The sequence below is a fragment of the Capillimicrobium parvum genome (assembly GCF_021172045.1).
GTDB lineage: Bacteria > Actinomycetota > Thermoleophilia > Solirubrobacterales > Solirubrobacteraceae > Capillimicrobium > Capillimicrobium parvum.
In genome coordinates this window covers 3175058-3187749 of record NZ_CP087164.1, presented here as the reverse complement: position 1 = coordinate 3187749, position 12692 = coordinate 3175058, and the positions used below count along the sequence as shown (strand labels likewise).

The 12692-nt window shown below is 71.7% G+C and carries 16 protein-coding genes; 5 read left to right on the top strand and 11 right to left on the bottom strand.

What is annotated here, in order from left to right; genetic code table 11:
• The first annotated feature begins 42 nt into the window (after nucleotides 1–42).
• A complete protein-coding gene (locus DSM104329_RS15630; protein WP_259310774.1) occupies nucleotides 43–714 on the top strand; it encodes a DUF899 domain-containing protein in 672 nt (223 codons plus the stop codon).
• A gap of 30 nt (nucleotides 715–744) precedes the next feature.
• Here the strand turns inward: DSM104329_RS15630 and DSM104329_RS15625 are convergent, their stop codons facing one another.
• On the bottom strand, nucleotides 745–1161 hold the full coding sequence (locus DSM104329_RS15625) for a hypothetical protein (RefSeq protein WP_259310773.1): 417 nt from the start codon (nucleotides 1159–1161) through the stop codon (nucleotides 745–747).
• Between the two features lie 121 nt (nucleotides 1162–1282).
• Here DSM104329_RS15625 and DSM104329_RS15620 point away from each other — a divergent pair, with 121 nt between their 5' ends.
• Nucleotides 1283–1927: a Crp/Fnr family transcriptional regulator gene (locus DSM104329_RS15620; RefSeq protein ID WP_259310772.1), complete on the top strand. Its 645-nt coding sequence runs from the start codon at nucleotides 1283–1285 to the stop codon at nucleotides 1925–1927.
• A gap of 3 nt (nucleotides 1928–1930) precedes the next feature.
• Here the strand turns inward: DSM104329_RS15620 and DSM104329_RS15615 are convergent, their stop codons facing one another.
• Nucleotides 1931–2920: an acetylserotonin O-methyltransferase gene (locus DSM104329_RS15615; RefSeq protein WP_259316222.1), complete on the bottom strand. Its 990-nt coding sequence runs from the start codon at nucleotides 2918–2920 to the stop codon at nucleotides 1931–1933.
• Between the two features lie 32 nt (nucleotides 2921–2952).
• The gene (locus DSM104329_RS15610) at nucleotides 2953–3354 is read right to left on the bottom strand and encodes a hypothetical protein (protein WP_259310771.1); all 402 of its coding nucleotides are present in this window, start codon (nucleotides 3352–3354) and stop codon (nucleotides 2953–2955) included.
• Nucleotides 3355–3412: 58 nt separating this feature from the next.
• Between DSM104329_RS15610 and DSM104329_RS15605 the strand changes: the two genes are divergently transcribed.
• Entirely contained in the window at nucleotides 3413–3781 is a 369-nt protein-coding gene (locus tag DSM104329_RS15605) for an MmcQ/YjbR family DNA-binding protein (protein ID WP_259310770.1), read from the top strand.
• Nucleotides 3782–3789: 8 nt separating this feature from the next.
• On the opposite strand, the gene DSM104329_RS15600 is transcribed toward DSM104329_RS15605, so the two are convergent.
• Complete coding sequence (locus tag DSM104329_RS15600; RefSeq protein ID WP_259310769.1) at nucleotides 3790–5229, bottom strand: pyridoxal phosphate-dependent decarboxylase family protein; 1440 nt, start codon at nucleotides 5227–5229, stop codon at nucleotides 3790–3792.
• A gap of 106 nt (nucleotides 5230–5335) precedes the next feature.
• On the opposite strand from DSM104329_RS15600, the gene DSM104329_RS15595 reads away from it, so the two are divergent.
• On the top strand, nucleotides 5336–6451 hold the full coding sequence (locus DSM104329_RS15595; protein WP_259310768.1) for a class II histone deacetylase: 1116 nt from the start codon (nucleotides 5336–5338) through the stop codon (nucleotides 6449–6451).
• A gap of 108 nt (nucleotides 6452–6559) precedes the next feature.
• Here the strand turns inward: DSM104329_RS15595 and sufD are convergent, their stop codons facing one another.
• Genes sufD through DSM104329_RS15560 form a run of 7 tightly spaced genes read right to left on the bottom strand, consistent with a single transcriptional unit; the run spans nucleotide 6560 to nucleotide 12454 of the window.
• Nucleotides 6560–7765 carry a Fe-S cluster assembly protein SufD gene (gene sufD / locus DSM104329_RS15590; RefSeq protein WP_259310767.1) on the bottom strand — a complete coding sequence of 402 codons (1206 nt, stop codon included), beginning with the start codon at nucleotides 7763–7765 and terminating at the stop codon, nucleotides 6560–6562.
• Nucleotides 7762–9195 (bottom strand): Fe-S cluster assembly protein SufB, encoded by a 1434-nt coding sequence (gene sufB / locus DSM104329_RS15585; protein WP_259310766.1) that lies wholly within the window; start codon nucleotides 9193–9195, stop codon nucleotides 7762–7764. The genes sufD and sufB overlap by 4 nt, the downstream gene beginning before the upstream one ends.
• 3 nt (nucleotides 9196–9198) lie before the next feature.
• On the bottom strand, nucleotides 9199–9516 hold the full coding sequence (locus DSM104329_RS15580) for a Rieske (2Fe-2S) protein (protein ID WP_259310765.1): 318 nt from the start codon (nucleotides 9514–9516) through the stop codon (nucleotides 9199–9201).
• Nucleotides 9513–9932: an iron-sulfur cluster assembly scaffold protein gene (locus DSM104329_RS15575; RefSeq protein WP_259310764.1), complete on the bottom strand. Its 420-nt coding sequence runs from the start codon at nucleotides 9930–9932 to the stop codon at nucleotides 9513–9515. The genes DSM104329_RS15580 and DSM104329_RS15575 overlap by 4 nt, the downstream gene beginning before the upstream one ends.
• A 2-nt stretch (nucleotides 9933–9934) precedes the next feature.
• Entirely contained in the window at nucleotides 9935–11197 is a 1263-nt protein-coding gene (locus DSM104329_RS15570; protein WP_259310763.1) for an aminotransferase class V-fold PLP-dependent enzyme, read from the bottom strand.
• A 5-nt stretch (nucleotides 11198–11202) separates the two neighbouring features.
• The gene (gene sufC / locus DSM104329_RS15565) at nucleotides 11203–11970 is read right to left on the bottom strand and encodes a Fe-S cluster assembly ATPase SufC (RefSeq protein ID WP_259310762.1); all 768 of its coding nucleotides are present in this window, start codon (nucleotides 11968–11970) and stop codon (nucleotides 11203–11205) included.
• 19 nt (nucleotides 11971–11989) lie between these two features.
• Nucleotides 11990–12454 (bottom strand): RrF2 family transcriptional regulator, encoded by a 465-nt coding sequence (locus DSM104329_RS15560; RefSeq protein ID WP_259310761.1) that lies wholly within the window; start codon nucleotides 12452–12454, stop codon nucleotides 11990–11992.
• Nucleotides 12455–12470: 16 nt separating this feature from the next.
• Here DSM104329_RS15560 and DSM104329_RS15555 point away from each other — a divergent pair, with 16 nt between their 5' ends.
• On the top strand, nucleotides 12471–12668 hold the full coding sequence (locus tag DSM104329_RS15555) for a hypothetical protein (protein ID WP_259310760.1): 198 nt from the start codon (nucleotides 12471–12473) through the stop codon (nucleotides 12666–12668).
• The last annotated feature ends 24 nt before the right edge of the window (nucleotides 12669–12692 follow it).

Here is a 12692-nt window from a genome sequence, read left to right as displayed (position 1 = left end):
GGGGTCTGTACCGGTGACGACGTCGAACAGGAGACCACCGCCATGCAGATGCCCCCGATCGTGTCAGCGCAGGAGTGGGACGCCGCCCGCGAGGAGCTGCTGGTCAAGGAGAAGGAGCTCACCCGTGCCCGCGACGACCTGGCCGCCGCCCGCCGGCGCATGCCGCGGATGGCGGTCGAGAAGGCGTACTCCTTCGAGGGGCCCGATGGGCCCGCGGGCCTGCTCGACCTCTTCGACGGGCGCCGCCAGCTCGTCGTGTACCGCTTCTTCTTCGAGCCGGGCGTGAAGGGCTGGCCGGACAGCGGCTGTCCCGGGTGCTCGTTCCTCGCCGACCAGGTCGCCCACCTCGCGCACCTCAACGCCCGGGACACGACCCTCGTGTTCGTCTCGCGCGCGCCGCAGCCGGAGATCGAGCGCTGGAAGGCCCGGATGGGGTGGAGCATGCCCTGGTACTCGCTGACCGACGACTTCGACGCGGACTTCGGCGTGGACGAGTGGCACGGCACGAACGCGTTCCTGCGCGACGGCGAACAGGTCTTCCGCACGTACTTCGTCAACAACCGCGGCGACGAGGCGATGGGGAGCACGTGGAGCTATCTCGACCTCACCGCGCTCGGCCGCCAGGAGGAGTGGGAGGACTCGCCCGAGGGCTATCCGCAGACGCCGCCGTACCAGTGGTGGCACCTCCACGACCGGTACCCGGACGCGGCCTGACGAGCGGGCGCCGCGCCCGCGGGCTCGCGGTCAGCGCGGGGTCCGGCGGACCCTGATGATCAGCGTCCCGTCGGCGAGCTGCTCGAGGGTCCCGCTCTGCACGCTGCGGAAGCGGCCCGCCCCGCGGGCGAAGCCGAGGTCGGCGCGCAGGAGGCCGTCCGGCTGACGGGTGCCGGCGACGGCCGTGATCAGCCAGCCCCGCGGACCGAAGACCGCGAGCGTGCCGCTCACGTCGCCGTCGGGACCGGCCGTCGTCCGCAACGCGCCCAGCGCGAGCGGGCCGAACGCCCCGCCGTCGATGAGCCCGGTGGCGACGTCCCACCCCGCCTGCGAGGTGGTGCCGGTCGGCCGCAGCTGCGCCTCGACCTGTCCGGCGGCGGTCGCCACCGGAGCGGCGAACCCCAGGCACGTCAGGACGGCGAGCGTGGATGCGAGCTTGGTGCCCATGGATTGCGGCTCCTCGTGCTTCGACGGCGTGGGGAGGACCGTAGGAGCGCCCCGCCGCCGCGTCTGCGTCCTTTGACCCATGTGGGCGGTCGTCTCCGGGACCAGCCGTTAGGTTCGGCCGGTGACCGCCGCCGATCTCGCACTGGGCGCGCGGCTCGCGGCCCGTGGCCGCCGCCGCAGCTACGAGCGCGGCTCGGCGCTGTGCGTGGAGGGCGACGTCTCCGATCGCGTCTTCGTGCTCGAGTCCGGGCTCGTCAAGGCCTGCTGCTCGTCGGTGCACGGTCAGGAGATCGTGCTCGGCATCTGCGGCCCGGGGGACGTCATCGGCGAGCTGGCGACCCTCGACGGCGCGCCGCGGTCGGCCAGCACCATCGCGCTCACGGGGGTGCAGGCGGTCGTGGTGCCGGCCGTCGAGGTGCACGCCGCGCTGAGCGATCCCGCCGTCGTCCGCCAGATGCTCGAGGTCGTGGTGGCCCGGCTGCGCGACGCCGACCGCAAGCGCATCGAGTTCGCGTCGCTCGACACGGTCGGCCGGGTCGCCATGCGCACGCTCGAGCTCGCCGACCGGTTCGGGCGTCGCACCGACGCCGGCGTCATGGTGGACCTGCCGATCTCGCAGGAGGAGCTGGCGAGCTGGTGCGGCGCGTCGCGCGAGGCGACGGTCAAGGCGCTGCGTACGCTCCGCGAGCTCGGCTACGTACGGACGGGACGGGGGAGCCTGCTCGTCCTCGATCCCGAGGCCCTGCGCCGTCGCGCGGCCGTTTGAGCGCTACCGCGTTCCGTCCGGCATCGGCACGCCCACGATGACGTGCAGCCCGAAGCCGGCGGCCGGGCTCTCGGCCAGGCGGAAGCCGGCCGTGACGAACAGCGCGCCGTACTCGGCGATCGAGCGCTCGCGGCCGCCCGGAGCGACCAGCATGTTGAGGTCGCTGAACTTCGCGTCGGGCCGCGCGTTGGGCGGGCCGATGTCGCGCTCGATGACGAGGAGCGAGGCGTCGGCAGCCATCGCGCGGCGGCACGTCTCGAGGATCGCGACGGCCTCCGGGTCGTCCCAGTCGTGCAGCACCGCGCGCAGCACGTACGCATCAGCGCCCTGCGGCACCTCGTCGAAGAAGCTGCCGGCGACGGTTCGGCAGCGCTCCCCGACCCCGGCGGCGTCGAGTTCCCCGCCCGCCGCCTCGACGACGTGGGGCAGGTCGAACAGCACCCCCTGCATGGCCGGATGCGCCTTCAGGAGGTTCACCAGCAGCTCCCCGCGGCCGCCGCCGACGTCCACGATCGTGCGGTGGCGCCCGAAGTCGTAGGCGTCGAGCGTCGAGCGGGAGGCGCGGCGGGCCAGGTCGGCCATCGCGCGGTCGAAGATCGCCGCCTCCTCGGGGTTCCGGGCCCGGTAGCCCCAGGGGTCGATGCCGTGCCGATGGGCGAAGGCGCTCTCCCCGGTACGGATCGAGTGAAGGAGATCGCCCCAGGCCTGCCAGTAGTAGGGGCGGCCGACGAACGCGGCCCAGGCGCCGACCGGCTCCTCGGCGTCGGAGCGCAGGCAGTCGCCGATCGGCGTCAGCGCGAAGCGCCGGCCGTCCTCCTCGTGGAAGACGCCCTCGCTCGCGAGCGCACGCAAGAGCCGGTACAGGGCGTCGGGGTCGGTCGCCGTCGCGTCGGCGAGCTCGCCGCTCGTGCGCGGGCCGCCGGACAGGAGGTCGGCGAGGCCCAGCGTGGCGGCGACGTGGATGGCCTGCGAGACCTGGAAGCCGTTGACCAGGCGCCGCAGCGCCGCGGATGGAGAGGGCGTGGTCAGCCGTTTGGTACGACGTAGTCGAAGCGGATGGTCGCCGGCCCGCGCCGGCCGATCAGCCGGTAGGTCTGGGCGGCGTTCGGCGGAAGCTGGCGGAACGCGAAGCCGGACACCGTCCGCCGCAGCTTCACCCGCCCGGCGCGCAGGCCGGCCTCGAAGCGCTGCATCCAGCCCTTCGCGACCCGGTGCGCGGTCGCGCAGCCGCCGCCCGCGATCTTCAGCCTGAAGACGCCGAACGTCTCCGGCCCGCCCTTCATGAAGGGGTAGCGCAGGTCGGCCGAGCGGCAGGTGCGCGCCGACTGGGCGTCGGCACCGGTCGCGGCCGCCAACGCGACGGCCACGGCGATCAGCATCGTCACGGCGAGGACGGTGGGCCGGAGCCGCAGCACGTGCTGGGACATGGCCGGATCCTAATCGCCGGGCTCCCGCGCGTGTCCTGCAGGTGCGACGATTGCGCCGGTGGACGCCCAGGAGCTACGCGCATACTGCCTCGGGCGGACCGGGGCGATCGAGGACTTTCCGTTCGGGCCCGAGCACTCGGTGTTCAAGGTCGCCGGGAAGATGTTCGCCCTGACGCCGCTCGACCGCCGCGAGCCGCTCGAGGTCAGCGTCAAGTGCGAGCCGGAGATCGCCGTCGCCCTGCGGGGCAGCTACGCCGCGATCCGTCCCGGCTATCACCTCAACAAGCGCCACTGGAACACGATCACGCTCGACGGCAGCCTGCCCGACCAGCTCGTCCGCGACCTCATCGAGGACTCCTACGACCTCGTCGTCAGCGCGCTGCCGCAGCGCACCCGCAACCGGCTCGGCTGGGCCGGCGCGGACTGAGCGCGCCCTCAGCGGGCGTCGCGGCTGAGCGCATCGCCGAGCTCGCCGGCGACGTCGAGCACGAGCGGCACGGCGTCCGGCGTGGTGCGGTAGTTGACGAAGCACGTGCGCAGGCACGTCTGCCCGTCGACGACCGCGGGCGCGAGGAAGATCCGCCCGTCGCGCTGCATGGCGTGCGCGAGCCGCTCGTTGTGGGCGTCGATCCGGTCCGCGGGCATCGCAGCGGGGACGTGGCGGAAGCAGACGGTGGAGAGCATCGGCTCGTGCAGCAGCTCGAACCGCGGATGCTCGCGGACGGCGTCGGCCAGCAGCGCGGCGTTGTGCAGCGTGCGCTCGATCCACGTCCGGAACTGGGCGGCGCCGTGGACGCGCAGCGCCAGCCACAGCCGCAGCGAGCGAAACGGCCGCGTGTACTCGAGCGTGAGGTCGACGGGGTTGGCGACATCCGCCTCGTGAAGCATGTAGCGCTCCTCGTGGCCGAACGCCGCGCGCAGCGGCCCGGACCGGCGCATCAGGATGAGGCTGCAGCTCTTCTGGACGCCGAGCCACTTGTGCGCGTCGACGGTGGCGGAGTCGGCGCGCTCGAGCCCGTGGAAGTGGCGGCCCGCCGTGGCGGTGGCGGCGGCCGGCAGGCCGTACGCGCCGTCGACGTGCAGCCACACGTCCTGCTCGGCGCACACGTCGGCGATCGCGTCGAGCGGATCGACCGCGCCCGTGAGCGTCGTGCCGGCCGTCGCGACCACCGCGACCGGCGTCACTCGGTCGGCGCGGTCGCGGGCCAGCGCCTCGGCGAGCGCGTCGACGCGCATCCGCCGCTGCTCGTCGATGGCCAGCCGGCGTACCCAGCGGCGCCCGAGCCCGGCGGCCTCGACCGCGCGCACGACGGAGTGGTGCGCCTCGTCTGAGCAGTACACCGCGCCGCGGCGGTCGGCCATGCCGTGCTCGCGGGCGCCCGGCAGCGCGTGCTCCCGGGCGGCCAGCAGCGCCGTGAGGTTCGACGTCTGGCCGCCGCTGGTGAAGGTGCCCTCCCCGAGCGGGAACCCGACGAACTGCGCCACCCAGCGCACCGCCTGGCGATCGACGAGGTCGGCGGCGCCGGCGGCCGTGGCCAGGTTCGCGTCGTACGCCGCCGACAGCGCGGAGCCGAGCACGCCGACCTCCAGGCCGCTGGAGCCGACGTAGGCGAGGAACAGCGGCCGCGACGGGGACACGCTCGCGTCGAGGACGTGGACCGCGTCGCCGAGCGCGGCCTGGGCGTCCCCGGGCTCCTCCGGCAGGCCGGCGCCGAGGCGCCCGATCAGCTCGGCGTCGGCCTCCGGCTCCGCCGATCGCGGGCGGTCGAACGACGCCCACGCCGCGGCCAGGTGCCGGCTGAGGTCGCGCAGGATGCCCTCGCGGTCGACGAGCGCCGGACCCGCTGCGCGCTCGTGCTCGCGACCCCGACCCATGCCCTCGGCACGCTACAGGGTGCATCCCGCCGGGCACCCCTGCCCCTGCCTTAGCATGCGCGTTGGCGGTCCTGCACGGGCGGGACGCTCACGAAGGAGGAGAGCGATGGCGACTGGGTTCGTGTGGCATGAGCGGTACATGTGGCACAACACGGGACGCGCGAGCGGCCCGTTTCTCTCCGATGCGTCGGGCTGGCTCGAGCCCGATTGGCGCCACGCCGAGAACTCGGACACGAAGCGCCGCTTTCGCAACCTGCTCGACGTCAGCGGGCTGCTCGACCAGCTCGTGAGCATCGAGCCGCGGCCGGCGACCGTCGAGGAGCTGCGCCGCTTCCACACGGCCGAGTACGTCGAGCAGATCCGGGCGCTCTCGGCCGGCGCCGGCGGCGAGGGGATCGACGGCTCGACGGTGATCGGCAAGGGCTCCTACGAGGTCGCGCTGCTCGCCGCGGGCGGTGTGATGGCCGCCGTCGACGCGGTCCTCGACGGCACCGTCGACACCGCCTACGCGCTCGTCCGCCCGCCCGGCCACCACGCGCTCCCCGACGCGGCGATGGGCTTCTGCCTCTTCGGCAACATCGCGGTCGCCGCGCATCACGCGCGCCAGGCGCGCGGGCTGTCGCGCGTCGCGATCGTCGACTGGGACGTCCATCACGGCAACGGCACGCAGGCCGCCTTCTACGCCGACCCGAGCGTCCTGACGATCTCGCTGCACCAGGACAACTGCTTCCCGCCGAACTCGGGCACCGTCGAGGAGAACGGCGAAGGCCCCGGCCAGGGCTACAACGTCAACGTCCCGCTCCCGCCGGGGTCGGGCGACGGCGCCTACGCCGCCGCCTTCGAGCGCATCGTCGTCCCCGCGCTGGAGCAGTTCGGCCCGGAGCTCATCATCGTCGCCTCCGGCCTGGATGCCAGCGCGATGGACCCGCTCGGGCGGATGATGCTCTCGCCGAGCGGCTTCGGCCGGCTCGCGAAGATCATGGTCGACGCCGCCGATCGGCTGTGCGGCGGCCGCCTCGTGCTCGCCCACGAGGGCGGCTACTCCGCAGAGCTCGTCCCGTTCTGCGGCCTGGCGATCGTCGAGGCGCTGTCCGGCATCGAGACCGAGGTGCGCGACACGGTCCTCCAGGCGTTCCCGGCGGGCATGGGCCAGCAGGAGCTCCAACCACACCAGGAGGCGCTGATCGACCGCGTCGTGCAGCTCGTTCCCGCCATCGCGTAGCGCGGCCGGCCTCGCCCTCGTGCCCGCCGAACGCGGGCACGCCGACCGAGCGTCGAGTTGCTCAGCCTCAGGCCAAGAACGTCGACGCTCGGTGCGAACGGAGGGGAGCTAGTCGCCGAGCAGGACGGCGAGACGGTGGTCCAGCGCGCCCGCCAGCGCGTCGCGCAGCGGGCCCTCCGGGAACCGCTCGAGGAGCGAGCCGAGGAATCCCTCGACCACGAGCCGCTTCGCGTCGTCCTCGTCGAGGCCGCGGGAGCGCAGGTAGAACACCTGGTCCGGGTCGATCTGGGCGATCGCCGCCGCGTGCGTGCAGCGCACGTCGTTGGCAAGGATCTCCAGGCCCGGGATCGCGTCCGCGTGGGCCTTCTTCGACACGAGCAGGTTCCGGCACTCCTGGAAGGCGTCGATGCGCTGAGCGCCCGGGTCGACCTTGATCATCCCGCGCCACACCGCGCTCGAGCGGTCGGCGAGGATGCCGCGGAACGCGAGATCGCTCACCGTGTCCGGCGCCGCGTGCTCCTGGCGGGTGTCGAAGTCGAGGTGCTGGCGCCCGCGCGTCGCGTAGCCGCCGGTGACGCGCGCGCTCGAGCCCGGCTCGGCCAGCGTCGTCTCGAGAAACACCTTTCCGTTGGCCCCGCCGAAGCCGAGCGTCACCCAGTCCAGCGTGCCGTCGCGCAGGATCGTCGCGCGCTCGTTGCCGAACACCCACGTCTTCTCGTTGAGGTCCTGCACGCCGACGTAGCGCAGCGTCGCGTTCTCGCCGACGATCAGCTCGACGACCCCGTTGACGAGTCCCTCGCCGTCGGAGGCCGACACCGTCTGGTCGAAGATCGTCGCCTCCGCGCCCTCGTCGAGCACGACCAGCGTCCGCCAGTGCAGGGCGCTGCCGGCCTGCTCGTGGACGTTCGTCAGGACGATCGGCTCCTCGACGACGACGTTGCGCGGCACGTAGACGAGCGCGCCGTCGGTCCAGTGCGCGTCGTTGCGCGCGGAGAACGGCGAGTCCGGCCCGACCAGCGAGCCGAGGTGACGCTCGACGACCGCCGGCAGGCGCTCCGCCGCCATCGCGAGCGGCAGCACGACCGGCGCGTCCGCCACCGGGTCGGCGTCGCCCGGCACGATGGCGTCGCCGAGGGACAGCAGGCCGTCGCCCTCGCCACCCGGTGCGGGCTCGAAGTCGTCCAGCGACAGCTTGTCGATCGGCGTGAACTCCCATCCCGGCGTTCCGCGGAACGCCGGCATGACGAGCACACCGAGCGAGTCGAGCGCCCGCGTCCTGCGGGCGGCGATGATGTCCGTGGCCGTCTCGGTCATCCGATCGAGCCCTCCATCTGAAGCTCGATGAGGCGGTTCATCTCGACCGCGTACTCCATCGGGAGCTCCTTGACGATCGGCTCGATGAAGCCGTTGACGATCAGCTTGGACGCCTCCTCCTCCTGGAGCCCGTGCGACTGCAGGTAGAAGAGCTGCTCCTCGCCGACCTTCGACACCGTCGCCTCGTGGCCGACGTCGACGTCGTCCTCGCCGATGCGGATCGTCGGGTAGGTGTCCGACCGCGACGCCTCGTCGAGCAGCAGCGCGTCGCAGACCACCTTCGACTTCGAGCCGTGGGCGCCCTTGGCGACCTCGAGCAGGCCGCGGTACGACGAGCGCCCGCCGTCCTTGGAGATCGACTTGGCGAAGATGTTCGACGTCGTGTTCGGCGCGGCGTGGACGATCTTGCCGCCCGCGTCCTGGTGCTGGCCGGTGCCGGCGAACGCGATCGACAGGATCTCGCCGTGCGCCCGCTCGCCCATCAGGTAGACCGACGGGTACTTCATCGTCAGCTTCGAGCCGAGGTTGCAGTCGACCCACTCGACCGTCGCGTCGGTCTCGGCGACCGCCCGCTTCGTCACGAGGTTGAACACGTTGTTCGACCAGTTCTGCACCGTCGTATAGCGGATGCGCCCGCCCGGCTTGGCGAACAGCTCGACGACCGCGGAGTGCAGCGACGACGACGAGTACGTCGGCGCGGTGCAGCCCTCGACGTAGTGCACGTAGGAGCCCTCGTCGGCGATGATCAGCGTGCGCTCGAACTGGCCCATGTTCTCCGTGTTGATGCGGAAGTAGGCCTGCAGCGGCATCTCGACGTGGACGCCCGGCGGCACGTAGACGAACGAGCCGCCCGACCACACGGCGCTGTTGAGCGCCGCGAGCTTGTTGTCGTTGGGCGGGATGATCGTGGCGAAGTACTCGCGCACGATGTCCTCGTGCTCGCGCAGCGCCGTGTCCATGTCGGTGAAGATCACCCCCTGCTTCTCGAGCTCCTCGTTGACCTGGTGGTAGACGACCTCGGACTCGTACTGCGCGCCGACGCCGGAGAGGAACTTTCGCTCGGCCTCAGGGATGCCCAGGCGGTCGAACGTCTTCTTCACGTCCTCGGGGACGTCGTCCCACGACCGCTCGGAGCGCTCGGAGGCGCGCACGAAGTAGTGGATGTCGTCGAAGTCGACCTCGGCCAGCATCGGCGAGCCCCAGGTCGGCATCGGGCGCGCGAGGAAGTGGTCGAGCGCCTTCAGGCGGAAGTCGCGCATCCACTGTGGCTCGCTCTTGAACTCCGAGATCTTCTCGACGAGCTCGCGCGTCAGGCCCTTTGGGGCCTTGTACAGGTAGTTCTCGGCGTCATGGAAGCCGTAGCGCTCCGTGTAATCGGAGTTGATGTGCGCCAGGGCCTCCTGCTCGGCGATGACTTCAGGGGTAGCCATGGTTCAGTCGACCTCCAGCTTGATCAGGCCGTCCTCGACGAGGACGGGGAAGGTGTCTACGGGCATGTAGGCGGGCAGCGTCATCGGCTTGCCCGTGCGCAGATCGAACACCGATCCGTGGCGCGGGCACTCGACGGTGCATGCCGCGGCGTCGAGCTCGCCCTCGGCGAGGGGCCCGTCGTCGTGCGAGCAGCGGTCCTCGATGGCCAGCAGCTCGCCGTTGCAGTTGAACACGCCGATCTCGACGTCCTCGAAGGACACGATCCGGCGCTCGCCCGGCGGCAGCTCCGCGAGCGGGCAGATGTCGATGGTCAGTGTCAAGGTCGCGCCTCCGCTTCGGAGGCCGGGGTCTCGGACTCCCAGTCGGCGGTGTGGCCGAGCCCCGCGCTCTTGAGCACCTTCAACGTCAGGAGCGCGCACTTCATCCGCGTGGCGGAGATGTCGATGCCGAGCAGATCGAGTACGAACGCGCGGTCCAGGCGCAGCAGGTCGTCGACCTTCATGCCCTTGACCTCGTCCGACGACAGCGACGCGGCGGCCTGGCTGATCGCGCAGCCGTGCCCGGCGAAGCGGACATCCTCGATCGTCCCGTCGTCGCTCACGCGCAGCATGACCTTCAGCTGGTCGCCGCACAGGGGGTTGTGGTCCTCGGCCTCGAGATCGGGGGCCTCCATCTCGCCCCAGTTGTGCGGGCGCTTGTAGTGCTCGAGGATCTGCTCGCGGTACAGCTCGTCCATCGCTATCCGAACACCTCGTGGACGTCGTGCAGGGCGGCGACGAGCTCGTCGACGTCGGCCCGGTCGTTGTGCACCGCGAAGGACGCGCGCGTGGTGGCGCCGACGCCGAGGCAGCGCATGAGCGGCTGCGCGCAGTGGTGGCCGGCGCGCACGCAGACGCCGCGGCGCGCGACGATCTCCGCCACGTCGTGCGGGTGGGCGTAGTCGAGCGCGAACGAGACCACCGCGCCGCGGGCCTCGGGCTCGCGGGGGCCGTGCAGCGTCAGGCCGGGGATCTCGGACAGCCGGTCGAGCGTGTAGGCGACGAGGTCGAGCTCGTGCGCGCGCACGCGGTCCATGCCGATGCCCTGCAGCCACTCGACGGCCGCGCCCATGCCGACCGCCTCGATGATCGGCGACGTGCCCGCCTCGAACTTCGCCGGGATCTCCGCCCAGGTCGACTCCTGGTCGGAGACGAGCGAGATCATGTGGCCGCCGCCGATGAACGGCGACATCCGCTCGAGCAGCGCCGGGCGGCCGTGCAGGATGCCGAGCCCCGTGGGCCCGTACACCTTGTGCGCGGTCCACGCGTAGAAGTCGGCGTCGATCGCGCCGACGTCGACCGGGATCTGGGGCACCGCCTGCGCGCCGTCGATGACCGTGACGGCGCCCGCGGCCTTCGCCCGGGCGACGATGTCGGCCACTGGGTTGATCGTGCCGAGCACGTTGGAGACGTGGGCGACGGCGACGAGCTTCGGCTCGCGCGCCAGCAGCGCGTCGAGGGTCTCGAGGTCGAGGCGCCCGTCGCCGTCGACCCGGACGTACTCGACGCGTGCGCCGACCCGCTGCGCGAGGATCTGCCAGGACACCACGTTGGAGTGGTGCTCCATCTCGGTGACGACGATCGTGTCGCCGGCGCCGACGTTGTCGAGACCCCACGCGTATGCGACGAGGTTGATCGCCTCGGTCGCGTTCTTCGTGAAGATCGTGCCGCGCGCCGGCGCGCGCAGCCAGCCGGCCGCGCGGGCGCGCGCCGTCTCGAAGCGCTCGGTCGACTCGACCGCGAGCGGGTAGACGCCGCGGTGCACGGACGCGTTCTCGTGGCGCATGAACGCATCCATCGCCTCGATGACGGCGGCCGGCTTCTGCGCGGTCGCGCCGCTGTCGAGGTAGACGAGCCCCTCCTGCTCGAGGACGGGGAACTCGTGGCGGACGTCGAGGATGGCACCCGATGAGGTGTCCACGAGGGCCGAGACGTCGGAGTGGGTGAACCCGCGGGGCTCCATGGTGCCTAGGCGCCTGCGGCGACCTCGTCGCGGATCCAGCCGTACCCGTGGCGCTCGAGCTCGTCGACGAGCTCGGGGCCGCCCTCCTTGACGATCCGGCCGTCGAAGACGATCGACACGCGGTTCGGCTGGACCAGGTGCAGGATGCGCTGGTAGTGGGTGATGATCAGCGTGCCCATGCCGCTGCCCTTGGTGACGGTGTTGACGCCGTTGGCGACGACGTTCAGGGCGTCGATGTCGAGGCCAGAGTCGGTCTCGTCGAGCACGGCGATCTGCGGCCGCAGGAGCGCGAGCTGGAGGATCTCCAGGCGCTTCTTCTCGCCGCCGGAGAAGCCCTCGTTGAGGTAGCGCGCCGAGAACTCCCTCGGGACGTTCGTCAGCTCCATCGCCGACTCGACCGTCTTGCGGAAGTCCTTGAGCGAGATGTCGGCCTCGCCGCGGTGCTCGCGGTGGGCGTTCATGACCATGCGCAGGTACTTCGTGATGGTCACTCCGGGGATCGACACCGGATACTGGAACGCCATGAACAGCCCGAGGCGCGCGCGCTCGTCGGGATCGGCCTCCGTGATGTCCTGGCCGTCGAGCAGGATCTGGCCCTCGGTGACCTCGAGCCCCGGGTGGCCCATGATCGCGTTGGCCAGCGTCGACTTGCCCGAGCCGTTGGGGCCCATGAGGGCATGGACCTCGCCGCTGCGGACGTCGATGTCCAGGCCCTTGAGGATCTGCTTGTCCCCGGCCTGGACGTGGAGGTTCTTGATCTCGAGATGCGCCATGGTCTCCTGGAAGCCTGTGTCAGTGGGTGAGAGGGGTGAGCTCGCGCTCGCGCGCGGGGCCGAACACGACGAGCTCGGCCAGCGTGGTGCGCCGCAGCGCGTCGACGACGGAGCCCTGCACGCGCGTCCACAGCAGCTTCGTTGCACAGCCGCTGCCGTGGTCGTTGAGATGGGAGCACGAGACGCGGCTCTCGGCCTCGTCGAAGAAGCAGTCCATCGGGGCGATCGACCCCTCGAGGGCGACGACGACCTCGTCCATCGTGATCGACTCGGCCGACCGCGCGAGCCGGTAGCCCCCGCGAGCGCCGCGGGTACTCTCCACGAGATCCGCCTTGCGCAGCAGCGCGACGACGTGCTCGAGGTAGCCGAGCGGCAGGTTCTCCGCTTCGGCGATCGCCTTGAGCGACACGGGGGAGTCGATCCCCTGGCGGCCGAGCTCCACGAGGAGCCGCACGCCGTACTCCGCCTTGGTCGTGAAGATCACGCCCATAATCCTACCAATGCACTCGGATAACCGATCGGACCCCGGCGGCGTGTGCGGCGGCTCCGCTCCAGCACTGGTGATGCGCGACGGACGGCTCGTGTTCAGCAGGTCGGGCCGCACGCTCGACGAGGTCGTCGCGGCGCTGGAGCGCGGTGAGCCCGTCGACCCGGCCGAGGAGCGGATCGCGCTCGCGCGGATCGACCGCGGCGAGTAGCGCCGGGCGGCTTGGCGCGACCTG